Genomic DNA, 20,309 nt, shown 5'->3' with positions numbered 1-20,309 from the left:
GCAGTATCAGTCACCAGTGGCTTAAGTCTGCCCAAAATTCGTTTTTTTCAAGCCGTAAAATTAGCTTTCCTTTTAGCTTTATTCCAAGCTGTCATGCCGGTTATCGGATGGCTGCTTGAAAACAGCATTCGTAATTATATAGAACCTGTAGATCACTGGATTGCATTTGGCCTTCTAAGCCTCATTGGAGGGAAAATGATCATCGAAAACTTCAGAAAGAAAGAGGAGAAATCTTCTTTAGATCCCATGATATTTAAAGTAGCTGTTGTGTTGGCTTTTGCAACCAGCATTGATGCGATGGCTGTAGGCTTCAGTATGGCAATGATCATGACGCGAATCACTCCGGCTGTTATCATCATAGGCAGCATTACATTTATTGCATCAATGCTAGGTATCTTAATTGGGAAAAAGACCGGAAGTAAAGTTGCTAAATACGCTGAAATTATAGGAGGTTTAATTCTCATTCTAATTGGAATCAGAATTCTTTTGGAACATTTGCACCTTCTGGATACTTTTATCGCTTCATAACAAAAAATTCCCATGCCCTTCCAGATCGACAACTATCTGATCGATCCGCTTAGCTTGTTTCTTCTTTTTTCAGGCTTAGGTGGATTTTTAATTGCATTATTAATAGCCAGGTTTAGAGAAACAGTTGGCAGTAGCTACCTGGCACTTCTTCAAACCGCGATTTCAATCTGGACGATCTTTTATTTTCTGGAATATGCTGCAACAGACCTGCAGACCAAAATATTTTGGTCGAAGTTTTCATACCTGGGGATTCCCTTTATTCCTGTTTGGTTTTATCTTTTCTCAATAAGCTTTGAATCCCGTCAGAAAAAAATATCGATGCGGCTCCAGATTCCGTTGATCATTGCCGCATGGCTGTTTGTAATCGTTGTTTTCACCAACGATTTACATCAACTTCATTGGAAATCAATTTCGATTAACCGGGAACACAACACCACAATCTATGAATACGGCCCAACATTTTGGTTGCTATTTATTTTCACTTACGCTTACCTAACGCTCGGAATAATTAATATCCTTTCTCTTTTCCGTCAATACCGAAATCAGATTCACCGGGCCATGTGGCTTATGCTTATTGCTTGTTTTATTCCAATCTTCGGCAATCTCATTTACGTTTTTAAAATTAACCCGATACCTGGTTTTGACTGGACACCAACTCTGTTTTTCACAACCGGCTTGATTCTCGCCTACATCAACATCCGATTTGGCTCCATGGATCTTATTCCGTTTGCCCGTAAAAAATTGATTGATGTAATGAATGATGGCTTCCTGCTTTGTGATATGAACTACAAAATTGCGGACATCAATGAGAGTACTCTTAAGTTGATGAAAAAGTCACGAGCAGAGGTTATCGGGAAACATATTGCAGATGTTGTCCCCGAGCGCATTGATCTGATAAACCAAATCAAGCCGGGGCCGGATCCGTTCTACATTGAGTTCACCACTCGACTAAGCCCGGAAAAACGCCATATTTTTATGCAATCGACGCCACTGTTTGTCAGGAACAACATGCCTTGTGGCCATCTTATGATCTTCAGAGATATAACAGCGATAAAATCGAAGGAGCAAACAATCATCGAAACAAATACAAAACTAACACAGGAAATCGAAGAAAATGAAAAGTTGATTGAAGATCTGGACAATTTTGCGCATACTGTAGCCCATGATTTGAAAAATACAATTGGCTCAATCATCGGGTTATCAGACATGATCACATCCGATCTTGAAGAAAAAGAATATACCGGAATCACGCATTACAACAACATTATCAATAGCTCAGCAAAAAAAACCTTGTACATCATGGAAGAGCTTCTTACGATGTCAACCATCAGACAGCAAGAGTTAAACAAAGAGCATGTTGACATGAACACAATAGTTGATGAAGCGTTGGAACGACTGAAGGAAATGGTTTTGAGCCGCAACGCTAAAATAGACATAACCACCTCACTGCCATCAATCGCCGGCATCCCCGCATGGTTGGAAGAAGTGTGGGTAAACTTTATCAGCAATGCAATCAAATACGGCGGTCATCCTCCTGTTATAAAACTTGGAGCAGAGCAACTTTATGCAGAACAAAAAATCAAATACTGGATTAAAGACAATGGAAATGGCTTATTAACTGAAGACCAAAAGAAAATATTCACACAATTTACCCGCTTGGACGTCAGTCGGGCGAATGGCAACGGCCTAGGTCTCTCAATCGTTAAACGAATAATCGAGAAACTAGGTGGTGAAATTGGTGTTTTCAGCAGTGCGATTCCCGGCGAAGGTTGCTTATTTTACTTCATTCTTCCCGTCGACTAGCTCCCTGAACTATCTTTTGTTCCCTCTTCCTTTCCTGAATTTTTTAGTCTTTGAAAGGTGTTTCGGTGGATTCACCGGCCTGTTCTTACTTTCTCCCGGACGACGTTTTTTCTCATGAAAAGCTCCCTTAAAAGTTGGATCCTCGGCTTTCTTTTGACGGTCAATTTCGCGCAGTTGCTCCTGATTCTCTGCTTTCGGTGTTGGTGGAACTTCAACCTCTTCGGGAATTGCACGCTCCGGAATCTCCATTCGGATTGTCTCTTCAATTTTGCGAAGATGATATTCTTCTGCCGGATTGATCAAGGTGATAGCCTCTCCGTGATTATTCGCCCGTGCCGTCCGTCCAATTCGATGCACATAATCCTCGTAACGTTGCGGCAAATCAAAATTGATTACATGCGAAACCAAACTCACATCCAATCCACGAGCCGAAACATCGGTCGAAATAAGAATACGAACGTCACCCTCTTTAAAGGAATTAATCGCATTAATGCGGGTATTCTGTCCTTTATTGGAATGTAAAATCCGTTTTTCACCCTCGGTTTTGCGCTTAATTATTTTGAAGACACTCTCGGCATGTTCCTTTGTGCGAACAAATATGATGACACGGCTAAAGGTTTCTTCATCAAGCAGCAAATGCTGAATCAAGTTCAACTTCGTCCGAATATTAGGCACCTTGTAATAAGATTGCTGCACCAGCTGTGCAGGAGTTGCAGAAGGAGCAATCTCGACACGTTCCGGAAAATCCAGAAATTCGTGACTCATCTCCTCAACTTTCTCATTAAAAGTAGCTGAGAACAGCAAGTTCTGGCGTTTCACGGGAATAATTTCAAGCAACTTTCGTATTTGTGGCATAAACCCCATATCCAGCATACGATCGGCCTCGTCAATCACCAGCGTCTTAATCTTCTTCAGCGAAACAGCTCCGGCTTTATACAAGTCCATCAATCGCCCCGGCGTTGCCACCAGAATATCAATACCCGGCTCAATCAAATCGGCATGCTTGGTCCAGCCAATTCCTCCATAAATGGCTGCATGACGAATATTGCTGTAAGTTGTCAACTCCTCAATATCTTCACCTACCTGGATTGATAGTTCCCTTGTTGGGACAAGGATCAGGGCCCGCGGATCATCTCCCTCTGCTTTGACTAATTTCATAAACAGCGGAAGCAGATAGGCGGCTGTTTTCCCTGTTCCGGTCTGTGCAATACCTAACACATCAACACCCGAACGAACAAGAGGGATTGCCTTCTCCTGAATTGGAGTTGGTTGTTCAAAGCCGATCTCTGCGAGGGCTTTTAAAATTGATTTATTGACTTTTAAATCTTCGAAAGTTACCATGTGGCAAAGATATATGCAAAAATCGACATGCGAAACCAATGGACTAATTCAGGCGATACATTTTGCCGGGTAAGCTTACCACCAAACCATTAAATTCAAGATTCAACAACAGGGCAGACACTTTCCCCATCGGCATTTTTACCAATTGACACAGCTGATCGATATAAACAGGGTCATTTTTTAATGCATCAATCACCTGTTGCTCTGCTGCTGTCAATTCCATAAATAGTTGCTTTTGAATTTGAGAAGCCTTGGCTTTCGACTTTTCCCAGCCCATAAAAAACTCCAAATCATTCAAAGTCTGAATCAAACAAGCTTTATTCTGCTGAATCAACTCATTACATCCTTGAGAAAAGAGGTCCGAACTTCGACCAGGCAAGGCAAACACATCACGATTATACGAACCGGCAATATCTGCAGTCACCAAAGCGCCCCCTTTCGTGGCTGACTCAACAACAATTGTCGCATCGGCCAAACCGGCAACAATCCGGTTACGCCTGAGAAAATTATTGCGCTCCAGCTTCGTATCACTTATGAAATCAGTTATTAATCCCCCCTGCACCAACATCTTTTCAGCCAATGCACGATGCAATGTCGGATAAATCATATCCAGTCCATGTGCCAAAATGCCCCAAGTGGAGACTCCATGCTTTAAACAGGCCTTATGCGCTGCTGAATCAATTCCGTAAGCCAGCCCACTGACGACCGTATATCCACCACGCCCAGCCATGTCTGCAACCAGTTCATCACAAACCTTTTTGCCATATTCTGTGGCATTGCGGGTTCCAACGATGGCGATAATCTTCTCACCATTCCAATTTATAGTTCCTTTTGAAAAGAGTACGAGGGGCGCATCCATACAGTTTTTCAACCGAGTCGGGTAACCAGTATCCCAATAGCAGGTGGTGTTAATTTGATATTTTCGGAGAAACTCGAGTTCCTGAAATCCGCGCTCGAGATTACGATGCTCAACAATATTCCGTGCCAGAATTGATCCGATTCCAGGCACTTTCTGAAGTTGCTTTTCATTCGCTTCGAAAATTACCTCAATGCTTCCCATGTAGGCAATCAATTTCTTCGCATTAATACATCCAATTCCGGGAATCAAAGACAGTGCAATATAGTAAGGTAGTTGATCGGCTTGAGGCATACTGAAAAGCTTTCATTCAAGTTAAGTCTTTTCAGGCTAATAATCAAGGCTCTACTGCTTAAGCATGCTATTCAGATCTCGTTCAATCATATCGATCTCTTCTTTGCTAAGCCCCATCAGGCTAACTTCGGGATATTCTGCAATTCCTTTGCTGGTCTTAATCGCCAAATACAAGTCAGCAAGTGCCCCCATCCGCTTTACCTTTGCAAAATAAAGCAGGCTCTTATCGAACTCAATCGAACTGTATTCTTTACCAAAAATAGAAATGATCGGGTAATAACGCACCAGTATTTTATTTGCCTCCGAGCTGTAATAGATATAGTTTACATTCGCAAACTGAAATCCTATAAAAAACAAAACATCAACCCCGGCAAAAATCCCAAACACAAGCATATTGTCCCGCCAAGCAAAAAACAACGTAATCAACACCAACACAAGCATACTAATATTAAATATCCGTTTAACCTTTGCGACACGTTTCTTATTCGATATCTCCATGTTACTTCTAAATTGTAAATAATTGCCCCATATTACTTTTAAATTCTCGAGGCTCCTATTTTTTTTTAACTTTGCGGCACCAAAAAAAGAGGTGATGACTGCATCAAAAATACATTCTAATATTATCTTTTCCCAACAGATCGAAACGGAACTGGAAAAAATCATCTGTACCTATCCGACAGGGAAAGTATTTTTATTAACGGAAGAAATTCCCGCAAAGTTGTGTTTGCCACTCATTCAATCGTTAATCGACAAGTATAACATTTGTTCAGTAACTATTCAAGGTGGCGAGAATCACAAATCTGTGGCTTCGGTGGAGAAAGTATGGGAAATGCTCTCGAAAAACGGAGCCGACCGCAAATCGCTACTCATTAATATTGGTGGCGGCATGCTTACCGACCTTGGAGGATTTGCAGCCTCAACCTTTAAGCGGGGAATGGCTTTTGTAAACATCCCAACAACCCTGCTATCCCAGGTTGATGCGTCAATTGGTGGAAAAACCGGCATTAACTTCAACGGGTTGAAAAATGAAATTGGTGTTTTCAACGAGCCCGATGCAGTAATCATTAATACCAATTTTCTAAAAACAATCGACGGCGAGAACTTCCTTTCGGGTTATGCTGAAATGCTGAAACATGGCTTAATTAAAAGCCCGGAACATTGGAACGAATTAATGCAGTACGATCTCAACAACATCAATTATGAATCGTTGCAAGCCATTATTGCCAATTCGGTAGCCGTAAAAGAATGGCACGTACTGAATGACCTGACAGAAAAAAATATTCGCAAAGCCTTGAATTTCGGACATACTGTCGGGCATGCATTTGAAAGTTACGCCCTGCACGAAGGACGACCTATTTTACACGGACATGCAGTGGTTTATGGTATGATTGCCGAGCTTTATCTTTCAGCTAAAAAATGCGGGTTCAAGGAAGATTTACTTCAATCAATTTCCCGTTGGATGCTTGAGAAATACGGCAAATTTGAAATTGCAGAAGCTGATTACGAAGCGCTGTACGAGCTAATGACACACGACAAGAAAAATGAAGGCAACCGTATCAACTTTACCCTGATCTCGGAAATCGGCCAGGTTGAAATTAACCAGGACTGCCCCAAAGAATTAATTTTTGATGCTCTTAACTTTTATCGCCAGTTAAGCGTTTAAGCTGCATAGAACAAAAAAGATATGAAATTTCAAGTTTCGAAAAACGATAAAAAGGTTTACGGCACAATTAACCTGCCGGCCTCCAAGAGTATTGCTAACCGTGCACTGATTATTCATGCACTGAGTTACAGCCCTTACGAAATTCAAAACCTGTCGACCAGCGACGATACCAAAGTGCTGAAAAAAGTACTGGAGTCGAATACCAACCTATTCGATATTGGCCATGCAGGAACAGCCATGCGCTTTTTGACGGCTTTCCTGTCGCAAATTGTTGGTGAATGGGTTATTACCGGTTCGGAGCGCATGAAACAACGCCCGATAAAAGTCTTGGTTGATGCCTTGAACCAACTGGGTGCTAAAATCGAGTATATCGAAAATGAAGGTTTCCCACCCCTCCGGATCTTTGGTTCTCACCTGAAAGGAAAAGTTCTGGAACTGGACGGGAGTATTAGCAGCCAGTATATCTCGGCACTGTTAATGATTGCTCCAACTTTGGAAGATGGCTTAACCTTACGCCTGAAGAACCGAATTACATCCCGTTCATATATTGAAATGACACTGAAGCTGATGAAGCAATTTGGTGTTGATGCCATCTTTAAAGGAAACGAAATACGCATTCCTCAGCAACAATACCGTCCAATTGAATATACAGTGGAAGGTGACTGGTCGGGTGCATCGTATTGGTATGAGATTTTGGCAATGGCAGAAGAGGGTGAAATAAAATTACCGAATCTGCACTTAATTAGCTTGCAGGGAGACTGTAATATTGCCCCTTGGTTTAAGCCATTTGGTGTTGAAAGCCAGGTTTACGACGATGGAATCATCATCCGTAAAACAGCCAATGTTCAACCGAAGAAATTGAACCTGGACTTTCTCGAAAATCCGGATATCGCTCAAACAATGGCGGTACTTTGTGTGATGAAAAATGTTCCCTTCCATTTTACAGGACTGGAAACCTTGAAAATCAAAGAGACAAACCGAATTGCAGCCCTTCAAAATGAATTGGCCAAATTCGGAGCTCAGCTAACCGAACCGCAACACGGTGAACTGGCTTGGGATGGTACATTCCCATTTAAAAAGCATGAGGTACCTTTCATCTCAACCTACCACGATCACCGCATGGCACTGGCTTTTGCCCCTGCTGCTTTCTTTGGTGCTGTTGAAATTGATGATGCGATGGTAGTAACCAAATCGTATCCCGAATACTACGACGATTTGAAATTGGTTGGCTTCGAGGTAAAAGAAGCCTAATTGATTAAATGATATACAAAAAGAGGATGATTGGCTCAGGCTAATCATCCTCTTTTTAGTTCTATTCAAGTCGATCTTAAACGTTTATTTCCGCAACCACAGCTGATCTTTAATCGGAGGACAAGCTGAAAATTGGATACTGTCGGTTAGTGTACCATCCATCTTCAAATCGATATTTTTTGCAGGGGTATTAAATTCGATATTCTGAAAGAGCAAGTTCCGTGTGTCAACAAATTCAAGAATACTGTCATTCGATGTCAGCCGCATATTCTTAAATGTGCCTTTATCCAAATCGTGTGCATAAAAGAAATTCGTACAATTGGCTACGACATTTTCAATGTTCAGATTCTCCAGCGGGGATTCCGGAATTCCAAAAACTTTCACAAAGTGCGTACAGTTTTCAATCAGAATATCTTTTGCATGAATGTTTTTGTACCAGGGCGTTAATTCATTCACCTCTCTTGCAGGTAATCTTTCGGCCAACTCACCAACAAACAAGGGCTCGCCTAGCATATCCCATTTAAAAGCTGTTGCCCGAAGGTTCATTCGGATCCGCTCGTAAGTTAAATTTTCACCGCCTCCACCTCGCGGTCTGCGGGTTTTAAAACGAATTCCAACCTCGGTATCATCAAACACACAGTCGTGAACATACAAATTCCGAATTACTGCAGCGGTCTCGCTACCAACAGTAATCCCGCCGTGTCCTTCGCGGGCCAGGCAGTAACGTACAACCACATTTTCGGTCGGCTTGTTTACGCGCAGTCCATCATATCCCCGCCCGGCTTTCATGGTAAAACAATCATCACCACAAGCCAAGGTGCTGTATTCAATTAATACATTCCGGGTCGACTCAATATCAATCCCGTCACCCCGAGGCACACCGATCGAATTAACATTGATTCCGCGGATAATAACACCGTCGCAATAAATCGGTACGACATTCCAAAAAGCAGTGTTTTCAAGGGATACACCTTCAAGATAAACGTTTGTACAATTGATTGGAGAAATAAACATTGGTGGGAAAATGGTTCCCGACTCCTGGTTACCATCAAACATCCGTTCTTTGATCGGTGTTGTGGCTTCAATCACATTCTCAATAACGCCTGAGCGGTCAATACGATCCCGAATATCTCCACCGGTCGGCCCAATCAGCTTACCCCGACCGGTAACTGCAATATTATCCTGTCCGTTGGCGTAAATACAGGCACCAAGCGACATCACTTCAACTCCTTCAATTCGGGTAAATACAGCTGGTTGAAAATCTTTCACCCAACCACTAAAACGAAGTACTGCACCTGCCGGAATATGCAAATTGACATTGGAGACTAATTCCACGCGACCGGTTAACCACTCCCCTTGAGGAACGACAACAACACCTCCGCCTTGTTCACTCAAACTTGCAATAGCTTGGTTGATTACCTTCGTATTAATCTGTTTTGCAGACAACTGAAGGAAAATAGTATCGGTCTGGAAATCAGGCTTTTTAAACTGAATTGTCTCGAAAGGTGCTTCAACCGGGGCAATATCATTGGGAAGATTGGTATGCCCTACTTGCTTTATAGTCGGTATGGAGGCTAATGTCCACTCCTTATTCTTGTGTTTTGCCGTGCTGCAACTCAAAAGGAAGAATAAAATCGGAAGAAAAGAATAGATTTTTGTTTTCATGTGCTTTTGTTAGTTCTGCTAGTTTGCTTCAAAACTAATCAACTTTCCGCAATTATGAAAACGTTTACATTTAGCGATCTAAAAATAATCTCTTGTTTATTTTTATTTAAAAGTATTGTAAATAAGAAGATTTAACGGCGCTCCTGAAAGAAGGCCGTCATCAGATCGGCACAATCATCCGCCATAACACCTGCAACGACTACCGTTTTGGGATGAAGACCTTTGGGAGCAAATTTGGAGAAGCCCCGTTTCTCGTCACTGGCCCCATAAACCAACTTACCCAACTGTGCCCAGCCCAACGCTCCGGCACACATCACACAAGGTTCAAGTGTCACATAAAGGGTGCACTCGGTTAAATATTTTCCTCCAAGAAGATTGGCTGCAGCTGTAACAGCCTGCATTTCGGCATGAGCGGTAACATCGGTCAACGTTTCAGTCAGGTTATGAGCGCGTGCAATAATCCGGTTATTAGCCACAACCACGGCCCCAACCGGCACTTCACCTTTTTTGTAAGCCAGTTGAGCTTCCTGAAACGCACGCTTCATAAAGTAAACATCATCAAAGGGCTGCATCATCAAATCAATTCAATATTAATGACAAACCTACCAATTAAATTGCTAAAAACTGCTTATTTTTGCAGGCAAACAAAAAGAATCGACCATTATGTACAGAACGCATACCTGTGGTGAACTTCGTATTGAAGATCAGGGTAAGGAAATTACATTGTCCGGATGGGTACAACGTAAACGCGAATTAGGCGGAATGACTTTCGTTGATTTACGCGACCGATTTGGTATTACCCAGCTGGTTTTTGATGAGAATTCATCAGCTGAGCTGAAAGAAAACATGAAGAAACTGGGCCGTGAATTTGTCATTCAGGCAACCGGTACTGTTCGCGAGCGAAGTAGTAAAAACAAAAATATTGCAACCGGCGACATCGAAATTGAAGTAAGCAAACTCAATATTTTGAGTCCGTCGGCTGTCCCTCCGTTTACCATCGAGGATGAAAGTGATGGTGGTGACGACATTCGCATGAAATACCGTTACCTGGATTTGCGCCGTAACCCGGTTCGCGAAAACCTGGTGTTGCGTTCGAAAATGGCACACGAAATCCGTACTTACCTGAACAAGTTGGAATTTATTGAAACAGAAACTCCTGTTTTGATGAAATCAACTCCCGAAGGTGCCCGCGACTTTGTTGTTCCTTCTCGCCTAAATCCAGGCGAATTTTACGCACTGCCTCAGTCTCCGCAAATCTTCAAACAATTGTTGATGGTTGCCGGCTTCGACCGTTACTATCAGATTGTGAAATGTTTCCGCGACGAAGACCTTCGTGCCGACCGTCAACCCGAGTTTACTCAAATCGACTGCGAAATGTCGTTTGTTGAACAAGAAGATGTTTTAAACCTGTTTGAAGGAATGACCAAACACTTGTTTAAAACAACGAAAAACGTTGAAGTTGGCGAATTCCAACGCATGCCTTACTCGGAAGCCATGGCGAAATACGGTTCCGACAAACCGGACATCCGTTTCGAAATGCTGATCAACGACATCAGCGAAGCCGTAAAAGGAAAAGATTTTAAAGTATTTGATGAAGCTGAATTTATTGGTGCTATTTGTGCCAAAGGATGCAGTGAATATACCCGGAAACAACTTGATGCCCTGACCAACTGGGTGAAACGTCCGCAAATTGGGGCCAAAGGAATGGTTTACCTGAAATGCAATAATGATGGCAGCCTAAAATCTTCAGTTGACAAATTCTATGGTGAAGAAGACCTGAAACAATGGGTTGACATTTGTGGCGCTGAAGCCGGCGACTTAATCCTGGTTCTATCAGGCGACAAAGAAAAAACATTGAAAGCCTTAGGTGAACTTCGTCTGGAAATGGCAAACCAATTGGGATTGCGCGATAAAGAAACATTCAAACCATTGTGGGTTGTTGACTTTCCGTTATTGGAGTGGGACGATGAAACACAACGATACTATGCCATGCACCACCCATTTACTGCACCTAAACCGGAAGATATTCCAATGCTGGAAACAGATCCTGGAAAAGTTCGGGCAAATGCATACGATTTGGTCATCAATGGTGTTGAAATTGGTGGTGGTTCTGTCCGTATTTTCAATTCCGATTTGCAAGCTAAAATGTTCGACTTGCTCGGGTTCACCAAAGAATCGGCTGAAGCTCAATTTGGCTTCCTGATGAGTGCCTTTAAATACGGGGCTCCTCCTCATGCAGGTATTGCTTTCGGTTTCGACCGTCTTGTTTCGCTATTCTGTGGCCTCGACAGCATCCGCGACACCATCGCTTTCCCGAAAAACAACTCAGGACGTGATGTTATGAACGACGCACCGTCACCAATTGCCGATGCTCAGTTAGACGAATTGAATATCAAAGTTGACCTGAAGGAAGACAAATAATCGTCTACCAACAGGATTGATACCTTGTTAACACCAACATATAAAAGGACTTTAACCCGTGAGTTAAAGTCCTTTTTTGATCCCCTTATAGCAGGTATTCCCATGCCTAAAAAAAGCCTCATTAGGAAAGCCTGAAATCTCGTCACCAAAAGATACTTATCTTTTACCAAAAAGATACGTGCGATTTTATGAAATGCCCCGTATCATTTGCTCAAAAGATACGGGTAATTTAAAATTTCTTCTATAATCTTTTTTTAAAAGTTAAGTATCTTTTAAAAAAAGACTATAGAGCTTTTCCCATACCGATCTATTACTTCAGGAAATCTTCCCGGATCGGATTAAAACTATCCACCAACCTCGCAGAAGGGGTCAGTAACTGAATACAATGTTTTTTACCTGAAGGAGCAGCAAATAAATCACCGGCTTTCAACTGAACCGGCTCTTCATCTTCACAGAAGAAAATAATTTCTCCGGCAGCCACATACGATGTTTGCTCATGAGGATGACTGTGTGGTGGTTCCGGTTCAGCCCATGGACCATCCGTGAAATCAATCAACACACTCATCAGATTATTGGTATGAATTATTTTTCGCTCTAATCCATCGCGAACTTTCTCATAAGGAACTTCATCAAATTTTAGTGTAGCCATAGTTTCGTAGGTTATATGAATGAAAAAAGGGAAACCCGTGCGAGTTTCCCTTTATATGTATGTCGTAAAAGATTAATCTTTAACAGTTTTCTTTCTTGACGAATAGTTGATGTGCAAAGCAGATGCTTTACGCAATTCTTGTTTGATATCGGAAACGATACCCATTTTAGCGAATTCATCAACTTTCAGAGATGTAATCATCAATGGTACTTCAGCTTCATCATGAGCTTCACGTTCTGCAGTAATGAAATCCATAATATCTGAAGGCTGAGCAAACTGGTCGTTCAGCTGAATACGTGGTTCTGTACCAAAAACTTTTTGAAATTGTTTTTGAGGTTCACCAACGTAAATATAGCTTACCAATGATTTCTTTTCCAACTTGGAAAGTTCAGTCGCTTCAGGAACGTGAATCATAACTTTCAGAGTCACTTCCCTCATCGTTGTACTAACCATGAAGAAGAATAGCAACATAAATACGATATCAGGCAACGAAGCGGTCGAAATTGGTGGCAATTCTTTACCACTGTCTTTTCTAAATTTTGACATATTCTATTTTCCTCCCACTTTTTTCGGTTCAGCTTCAGAGATCTTAGACGGATAAATTTCTTTAATCGCGTCTTGCTGATCCGTATCCAACTTATCGTAAGATTTACCGAATTTTTGTTCGGCTAATTCTTCTCTCAGGTCATTAATGGCACCAACCAACTCGTTTTGGACAGCAATATACGTTCCGTACGATGTACCACGGTCGTTTTGCAGCGAGATAACCCCTTTAGTAATTCCGGTTTCACCAAAATAAGGAACTTCCTTCATTGTTTTTTCTGGTAAATTTTCAGAATTATTCGGGTTAGCCATAAATTCTTTGGCTTTTTCTCTCAACTGATCAACTTCTAATGGTTCTCCTTCTACCAGCAACTGATCGTTGGCGTTAACCAACACTACAAATACGTTACGTTCCTTAATAGGAGGGGTATCGTCGTTGTTTTGATCTTCAGGTGGCATAGGTGGAAGTCTACGTTCCAAACCGCTGTCAACATCCATTGTGGTCGTTACCAGGAAAAAGATAAGCAACATGAAGGCGATATCGGCCAAAGATGCTGCGGGTATTTCAGGTACTTTTCTAGCCATAATCTAATTTTTCCTGTAATTATTCCACAATAAATTATTTAAATAAACGAGTTAACGGAGCTAAAGCAATAGCAATAATTGTCAAAAACAACAAGATATATGTTGCATACAATGTAGTACCGATCCACTTAGAAACAGTGTTGGTCAAGCTACCGTCTGTAACAAATTTATCTACTCCGTGGAATTGCGGGATGGCGTCAGATGCAAATACATAAGCAAGAGCAAGAACGACACCTGCAAAAACAATCGCTGTTAAGCCTTTTTTAGCAGCAGCCTTATCAGAAAATGTGTGAATAATCGCAAATACAACAGCAATAATTGCACTGGCAGCTAACAAGAAATATGACCAAGACAAGTTTGCATTGATCCATGTTCCCATGGTAGCGTCAGCTTTATCATCGCTAAGATTCATCATCATTGACACAATCAGAATAGCTGAAACTGCCAAAAGTACATACATTAAAATGTTTAATACTTTTTCAAGTTTCATAATTCAATTATTTTTTAAGATTGTGTTTTACTAAGATGTCAATCAAAGAAATAGAAGCATCTTCCATGCTGTTAATAATACTGTCGATTTTTGCTAAACAGTAGTTGTAGAAAATTTGAAGAATCATCGCAACAACAAGACCAGATACTGTTGTAATCAAGGCAACTTTAATACCACCGGCAACCAAAGACGGGCTAATATCACCAGCAACCTCGATAGCGTCGAATGCTTGGATCATACCGATTACTGTACCCATGAACCCTAACATAGGAGCCAAAGCAATAAACAGAGCTAACCAGCTCAAACCTTTTTCCAACAAACCTGCTTGTACACCACCGTAAGCTACAACAGTTTTTTCTACAACGTCGATACCTTCGTCTGAACGATCTAAACCTTGGTAGAAAATACTTGCAACCGGACCACGTGTGTTACGACAAACTTCTTTGGCAGCTTCGATACCACCTGTAGCCAAAGCATCTTCAACTTTCAACAATAATTTTTTGTTGTTTGAAGTTGACAAGTTCAGGTAGATAACACGTTCCAGAGACAACGCAAGACCTAAAATCAAACAGATCAATACGAATGACATGAATCCGGCACCCCCTTCGATGAACTTTTGTTTCAACTGGCTGTGTAAAGATTGTCCTTGTTCTGCTGTAGCAGCGGCTTCTTCTTCTGCATCAGCAGTAGCTGCCGGTGCAACAGTTTGTGCAGCTGTTACTGCAGTTGTGTCGGTAGCAGTTTCGTCCTGTGCTACGGCATTGTTCGATGCTCCCAAATAAAGCATCCCAAGTACTGCTATAAACGCAAATAGTTTTTTCATCATTGGTTTCAATTTTAATTAGTAAATCTCCTTATTTTATTTATACTATTTGATTGATATTCTGTTAGATTTGGAATAAATTCCACTCCTCACAAAAACATTTTCTTAATTTCCATTGTTAGCTTTAACGAGAACGAGACTGCGGAGAGAGAGGGATTCGAACCCTCGGTACACTTTTGGTGTACACACGCTTTCCAGGCGTGCCAGTTCAGCCACTCCTGCACCTCTCCAAGATCCGGCTCCTGTAAATTCGGGCTGCAAATTACAAAAAAATTGTAAAAAAAAAACAACTACTCGCTTATTTCACCGCTCATACTTTTGTTCATGTAAAGCTTGATATCATCCTCACTTAAACCCTGTCCGAGTAAATACATCAATTTTGTCACCGCTGCTTCTGTCGTCATATCTTTTCCACTGATTACTCCTGCATCGAGAAGTTCCTTACTCGTTTGATAGTGTCCCATCTTTACTGCTCCCCCCTCACACTGTGTCACAGTGACAATTACGAGTCGAAGACGAATCGCCTTTTTGAGCAAACGTGTAAACCAGCTTGCCGTTGGAACATTGCCGGATCCGTATGCTTCGAGGACAATTCCCTTCAAGCCCGGAATATTAATGACACTATCAAAAACAGCTTTACTCATGCCCGGAAAAATTTTCAGCACAACAACATTTTCATCAAAGGTTGTATGTACGTTCAGAATTCCCTTTTTACGAGCATAGTAAATATTTTCATAGTAATACTTGATATCAACCCCGGCCTTTGCCAGCAATGGATAATTTTGTGAATTGAATGCACTAAAATGATCAGCATGTCTTTTCTTCGTTCTGTTTCCACGCATCAACTTAAAATCGAAATAAATGCAAACCTCAGGAACTATCGCCATTCCGTTTTGCTTGGCGGCTGCAATTTCAATCGAGGTAATTAAGTTTTCTTTTCCATCGGTACGAAGAATTCCGATCGGCAGCTGCGAACCGGTAAAAACGACAGGCTTATCCAGATTTTCGAGCATATAGCTCATCGCTGATGCCGTGTAAGCCATGGTATCGGTTCCGTGCAGCACAACAAAACCATCGAACTTATTGTAGTTATTTTGGATAATCTTAGCCAGCCGGGCCCACTTCTTCGGGGTCATGTCTGAAGAATCGATCGGTGGCGTGAAGGTCATTGCCTCCAAATGATACCCCAATCGACTAAGTTCGGGGACTTCATCTAAAATCTGATCGAACTTTACTGGATTTAGAGCACCGTTTTTTTGCACCATGCCGATTGTACCACCGGTATAGATAATCAGAATTGACGGAACTTGCTTGTTAACGGAACTGATAAGCATCAAGAATAATTTTCAAATTTGAAATAAACTTTCTGCGTTTTGGGTTGATAGTCTAGCCAGGTCTTGAACACTCATTTGATGTAAATCCGCAACCTTCTGTGCGACGTAAATCAGGTAGGAGCTTTCATTACGTTTCCCCCGAAAAGGAACCGGCGTCAAATATGGTGCATCTGTTTCTAATATTATATGATATGGGTCAATCTTTTCAATTACTTTATCCATACCACTATTTTTAAACGTTACCACCCCGTTTACTCCAAGTTTAAATCCCAAAGCGATCACCTCATTGGCTTGTTCAACGGTTCCTGAAAAGCTATGAAACACCCCGCGTAAGTTTGGCGCTTTCTCTTCCTTCAAAACCTGCATCACCTCGTTGAATGATTCCCGTAAATGAATAACAATCGGTAAATCATACTTGACGGCCATCCGAATTTGTTTGCGAAAAGCATCGATTTGCTCTTTCACAAATGTTTTATCCCAATACAAATCGATACCAATCTCACCAATCCCGTAGAACTTTTGTTTTTGCAACCAAAACTCAACCAATTCAAGTTCCTCTTCATAGTCTTCATTCACCGAAGTGGGGTGAAGCCCCATCAACGGGTAACAAACTTGCGGGTATTGCTCCGTAAGGTCCAGCATTTTCCGAACAGTAGAACTATCAATATTGGGGAGTACAATTTTTCGTACTTCATTTTCGTAGGCCCGCTGAATAACATCAGCAATATCATCAGAGAAGTCTTCAGTATAAATGTGAGAATGCGTATCGATCAACATGTTTTTTGACAATTTATAACAAAGAAAACAGTTAAAATGAAATCGAACGTTGTTCGAATATTATCTTATTACTAATTCGCAAAAAGCCGGCGAAAGAGTGTTCAACTCTCAGGCCGGCTTCAACTATAAAATTATTGATTTTCAGACAACCCCCTGCGCCAACATGGCATCAGCTACCTTTACAAAACCACCAACATTGGCTCCTTTTACATAGTTTATCCGGGTGCCGTTTTTCCCGTATTTCACACAGGTCTCATGAATCTCCCGCATGATGATATGCAAACGGGCATCCACTTCTTCACGGGTCCAGTTCAGTCGCTGGCTGTTCTGTGTCATCTCCAGACCTGACACGGCAACACCTCCGGCATTCACGGCCTTACCCGGAGCATAATCAATGTGCTCAATTAAATATTCAACGGCCTCAGCTGTACATCCCATATTGGAGGCCTCAGCCAACAGGAAACATCCGTTTTCCACCAACATTTTAGCATCTTCCAGATCAACTTCATTTTGGGTTGCACAGGGAATCGCAATATCAACCTTTTGCTCCCATGGTTTACGTCCCGGGAAGAATTGCGCCCCAAACTCCTTCGCGTAAGGTTCAACAACATCATCATTCGTTGCACGCAAATCGAGCAAATAATCCACCTTATCACCGCTGATCCCTTCCGGATCAAAGATATATCCATCGGGACCGGAAATTGTGACAACCTTTCCTCCGAGCTCGTTAATTTTGGTAACAGCTCCCCAGGCAACATTCCCGAAACCGGAAACGGCAAAAGTTTGCCCGGCAATATCTTTCCCCAGATGCTCCAACATGTGATGCACAAAATAAACAGCACCAAAACCAGTCGCCTCCGGACGAATTAAACTTCCTCCCCAGGCCAGACCTTTTCCGGTCAACACACCGGTAAACTCATTCCGAATTCGTTTATATTGTCCGAATAAATAACCGATTTCGCGACCACCAACACCAATGTCGCCGGCAGGAACATCGGTATTTGGTCCGATATGTCGTTGCAATTCAGTCATAAAACTTTGGCAGAAACGCATAATCTCATTGTCTGACTTTCCTTTCGGACTGAAATCAGAACCACCTTTTCCACCCCCCATCGGAAGGGTTGTCAAACTATTTTTGAAAGTTTGCTCAAACCCTAAAAATTTCAATATCGAAAGAGTTACTGTCGGGTGAAAACGCAATCCGCCTTTATAAGGCCCTAATGCCGAATTAAACTCCACCCGGTAACCCCGGTTTATTTGAACTTCCCCCCGGTCGTCGATCCAGGGCACCCGAAACATGATGATCCGCTCCGGCTCAACCATACGCTCCAGAATTTTTGCGTTTTGATACCGGGGATTTTTTTGATAGACATCCCAAATGGTTTCTACCACTTCCTGAACAGCCTGATGAAACTCTGGTTCACCGGGTGTTCTCGCCTTCAAGGCTTCCATAAATTCATTCATATCCGTTCTCATCGCTTTTGAGATTGATTTACAATGATCGAAAACACAGAACAAAGGAAAGGATGAAAACGACATGAAAAACTGATTTTCGAACAAGTTTCTTTACCAACAAGATGTTTAATAGCAACAAAAAAGGCCGACTGCAAACCAATCAGCCTAAAAGTCAAGCTTACTATTCACTAAACAATTCCTTGTGCAATCATTGCTTGAGCAACCTTTACAAACCCGCCAATATTCGCGCCATCCACATAATTAATCCAGCCATTGCTCCGTTCACCATGTTTTTTACACATAGCATGAATCGTCTTCATAATAGTATGCAAACGCCCGTCAACTTCATCGCGAGTCCAATTCAATCGCATGCTGTTTTGAGCCATTTCCAGACCGGACACAGCCACACCACCTGCATTAGCGGCCTTTCCGGGAGCATACAAAATCCGGGCTTTCAAAAAGTGATGGACAGCCTCAGGTGTGCAGGGCATATTGGCCCCTTCACAAACCACCTGAACACCGTTTTTTAAAAGTAGAAGAGCATCTTCCTCATGAACTTCATTTTCGGTAGCACAAGGCAATGCGATATCACACGGGATCGACCAGGGGCGCTGACCCGCAAAGTATGGACAACCATATTTATCTGCATATTCTTTAATCCTACCACGCTGCTCATTCTTCAATTCAAAAATATAAGCTAGTTTTTCTTCATCAATTCCCTCCGGATCGTGAATAAAACCACTCGAATCTGACATGGTCACCACTTTACCACCAAGCTGCAAAACCTTCTGGGCCGCAAATTGAGCAACATTTCCCGATCCGGAAACGGCCACCACCTTTCCGTTCAAACTTTCCCCTTTGGTGCTCATCATTTCCTGTGCAAAATAAACAGCTCCGTAGCCTGTAGCCTCCGGCCTGATTAAACTGCCTCCCCATTCAATTCCTTTACCGGTAAGCACCCCGGTAAATTCGTTGCGCAACCGCTTATATTGTCCGAACAAAAAACCGATTTCGCGACCACCAACGCCAATATCTCCTGCCGGCACATCGGTATTCGGGCCAACATGACGAAAGAGCTCGCTCATAAAACTCTGACAAAAACGCATGACCTCCAGATCCGATTTGTTTTTCGGATCGAAATCCGATCCACCTTTTCCCCCTCCCATCGGCAAACTGGTCAAACTGTTTTTAAAAACCTGTTCGAATGCCAGGAACTTTAAAATGCTCAGATTGACTGTCGGGTGAAAACGCAGACCTCCCTTGTAGGGTCCAATGGCCGAATTCATTTCAATCCGAAAGCCTCGGTTAACCTGGATATTTCCTTGATCGTCAAGCCAGGGAACCCGAAAATGGATCACACGCTCGGGTTCAACCAATCGCTCCAAAATTTTCATTTTTAAATATTTTGGATTATCCAGCAAGTAGGGCGCCAGAGATTCAACAACTTCGTGAACAGCTTGATGAAATTCCAGCTGGTGCGGATCAATGGCTTTCACATAAGCCATAAAGTCATTAATAAAATCATCGATTGGCTTTTTCATAGCGATATAGATTATTTTACTTCAATTTCGGAATTATTTTCGAGAAACAGAAGCTGCTATCCAACAGAACAAGCTGACAAACAAAACATTGACCAAACAAATCAAAATTCACCGGTTACTCATCTGCATATTCTTTTCTCAAACCTTCTTAAAACCGTGACACATCAATAAATCCACCTACCTATAAGAAAATTAGGCATTGAACTAAAGAATTCTGGACTTTTATCTATTTGTTTTCAAATCAGGGTAATAATCTCATACTGTTTAATTAAATTTGTTTGGAAAAACCA

Annotated in this window: 19 protein-coding genes and 1 tRNA gene; 5 read left to right on the top strand and 15 right to left on the bottom strand. The window is 41.9% G+C overall.

The window, feature by feature from the left end; genetic code table 11:
• Both AC37HE_RS06215 and AC37HE_RS06210 read left to right on the top strand, forming a co-directional pair.
• On the top strand, positions 1 to 528 hold a 528-nt coding region (locus AC37HE_RS06215; RefSeq protein WP_500781925.1), incomplete at its 5' end, for a manganese efflux pump MntP.
• Between the two features lie 12 nt (positions 529 to 540).
• A complete protein-coding gene (locus tag AC37HE_RS06210; RefSeq protein WP_500781924.1) occupies positions 541 to 2,331 on the top strand; it encodes a histidine kinase N-terminal 7TM domain-containing protein in 1,791 nt (596 codons plus the stop codon).
• A 9-nt stretch (positions 2,332 to 2,340) separates the two neighbouring features.
• Here the strand turns inward: AC37HE_RS06210 and AC37HE_RS06205 are convergent, their stop codons facing one another.
• From AC37HE_RS06205 to AC37HE_RS06195, 3 genes are read right to left on the bottom strand one after another with little or no spacing between them, the layout of a single operon-like run.
• The gene (locus tag AC37HE_RS06205) at positions 2,341 to 3,672 is read right to left on the bottom strand and encodes a DEAD/DEAH box helicase (RefSeq protein WP_500781923.1); all 1,332 of its coding nucleotides are present in this window, start codon (positions 3,670 to 3,672) and stop codon (positions 2,341 to 2,343) included.
• Between the two features lie 43 nt (positions 3,673 to 3,715).
• Positions 3,716 to 4,822: a DNA-processing protein DprA gene (dprA, locus tag AC37HE_RS06200; RefSeq protein ID WP_500781922.1), complete on the bottom strand. Its 1,107-nt coding sequence runs from the start codon at positions 4,820 to 4,822 to the stop codon at positions 3,716 to 3,718.
• Between the two features lie 51 nt (positions 4,823 to 4,873).
• Positions 4,874 to 5,320, bottom strand: coding sequence for a hypothetical protein (locus tag AC37HE_RS06195; protein ID WP_500781921.1), 447 nt, complete (start codon positions 5,318 to 5,320; stop codon positions 4,874 to 4,876).
• 94 nt (positions 5,321 to 5,414) lie between these two features.
• On the opposite strand from AC37HE_RS06195, the gene aroB reads away from it, so the two are divergent.
• Positions 5,415 to 6,485, top strand: coding sequence for a 3-dehydroquinate synthase (aroB, locus tag AC37HE_RS06190; protein ID WP_500781920.1), 1,071 nt, complete (start codon positions 5,415 to 5,417; stop codon positions 6,483 to 6,485).
• Between the two features lie 21 nt (positions 6,486 to 6,506).
• Positions 6,507 to 7,736, top strand: coding sequence for a 3-phosphoshikimate 1-carboxyvinyltransferase (locus tag AC37HE_RS06185; protein WP_500781919.1), 1,230 nt, complete (start codon positions 6,507 to 6,509; stop codon positions 7,734 to 7,736).
• An 84-nt stretch (positions 7,737 to 7,820) separates the two neighbouring features.
• On the opposite strand, the gene AC37HE_RS06180 is transcribed toward AC37HE_RS06185, so the two are convergent.
• Positions 7,821 to 9,401, bottom strand: a complete 1,581-nt coding sequence (locus tag AC37HE_RS06180; protein WP_500781918.1) for a glycoside hydrolase family 28 protein — start codon at positions 9,399 to 9,401, stop codon at positions 7,821 to 7,823.
• A gap of 131 nt (positions 9,402 to 9,532) precedes the next feature.
• Complete coding sequence (locus AC37HE_RS06175) at positions 9,533 to 9,976, bottom strand: nucleoside deaminase (protein WP_500781917.1); 444 nt, start codon at positions 9,974 to 9,976, stop codon at positions 9,533 to 9,535.
• A gap of 88 nt (positions 9,977 to 10,064) precedes the next feature.
• Between AC37HE_RS06175 and aspS the strand changes: the two genes are divergently transcribed.
• Complete coding sequence (aspS, locus tag AC37HE_RS06170) at positions 10,065 to 11,822, top strand: aspartate--tRNA ligase (protein WP_500781916.1); 1,758 nt, start codon at positions 10,065 to 10,067, stop codon at positions 11,820 to 11,822.
• Positions 11,823 to 12,132: 310 nt separating this feature from the next.
• On the opposite strand, the gene AC37HE_RS06165 is transcribed toward aspS, so the two are convergent.
• The 10 genes from AC37HE_RS06165 to gdhA (AC37HE_RS06120) form a co-directional block, all read right to left on the bottom strand.
• Entirely contained in the window at positions 12,133 to 12,471 is a 339-nt protein-coding gene (locus AC37HE_RS06165) for a cupin domain-containing protein (protein WP_500781915.1), read from the bottom strand.
• Between the two features lie 72 nt (positions 12,472 to 12,543).
• Positions 12,544 to 13,017, bottom strand: coding sequence for an ExbD/TolR family protein (locus AC37HE_RS06160; protein ID WP_500781914.1), 474 nt, complete (start codon positions 13,015 to 13,017; stop codon positions 12,544 to 12,546).
• A gap of 3 nt (positions 13,018 to 13,020) precedes the next feature.
• A complete protein-coding gene (locus AC37HE_RS06155; protein ID WP_500781913.1) occupies positions 13,021 to 13,599 on the bottom strand; it encodes an ExbD/TolR family protein in 579 nt (192 codons plus the stop codon).
• Between the two features lie 34 nt (positions 13,600 to 13,633).
• Positions 13,634 to 14,089, bottom strand: coding sequence for a hypothetical protein (locus AC37HE_RS06150; protein ID WP_500781912.1), 456 nt, complete (start codon positions 14,087 to 14,089; stop codon positions 13,634 to 13,636).
• Between the two features lie 7 nt (positions 14,090 to 14,096).
• Complete coding sequence (locus tag AC37HE_RS06145) at positions 14,097 to 14,915, bottom strand: MotA/TolQ/ExbB proton channel family protein (RefSeq protein WP_500781911.1); 819 nt, start codon at positions 14,913 to 14,915, stop codon at positions 14,097 to 14,099.
• A 139-nt stretch (positions 14,916 to 15,054) separates the two neighbouring features.
• Positions 15,055 to 15,142, bottom strand: a tRNA-Ser gene (locus tag AC37HE_RS06140).
• Positions 15,143 to 15,202: 60 nt separating this feature from the next.
• Positions 15,203 to 16,246 (bottom strand): asparaginase, encoded by a 1,044-nt coding sequence (locus tag AC37HE_RS06135; RefSeq protein WP_500781910.1) that lies wholly within the window; start codon positions 16,244 to 16,246, stop codon positions 15,203 to 15,205.
• A 12-nt stretch (positions 16,247 to 16,258) separates the two neighbouring features.
• Positions 16,259 to 17,023 (bottom strand): TatD family hydrolase, encoded by a 765-nt coding sequence (locus AC37HE_RS06130; protein ID WP_500781909.1) that lies wholly within the window; start codon positions 17,021 to 17,023, stop codon positions 16,259 to 16,261.
• A 141-nt stretch (positions 17,024 to 17,164) separates the two neighbouring features.
• Positions 17,165 to 18,499 carry an NADP-specific glutamate dehydrogenase gene (gdhA, locus tag AC37HE_RS06125; RefSeq protein ID WP_500781908.1) on the bottom strand — a complete coding sequence of 445 codons (1,335 nt, stop codon included), beginning with the start codon at positions 18,497 to 18,499 and terminating at the stop codon, positions 17,165 to 17,167.
• Between the two features lie 167 nt (positions 18,500 to 18,666).
• Positions 18,667 to 20,019, bottom strand: a complete 1,353-nt coding sequence (gene gdhA, locus AC37HE_RS06120) for an NADP-specific glutamate dehydrogenase (protein WP_500781907.1) — start codon at positions 20,017 to 20,019, stop codon at positions 18,667 to 18,669.
• Positions 20,020 to 20,309: the final 290 nt, after the last annotated feature.

The organism is Mangrovibacterium sp. (assembly GCF_059905295.1).
Note: the sequence above shows the minus strand (reverse complement) of the source record. Positions and strands in the feature narration are given on the sequence as shown.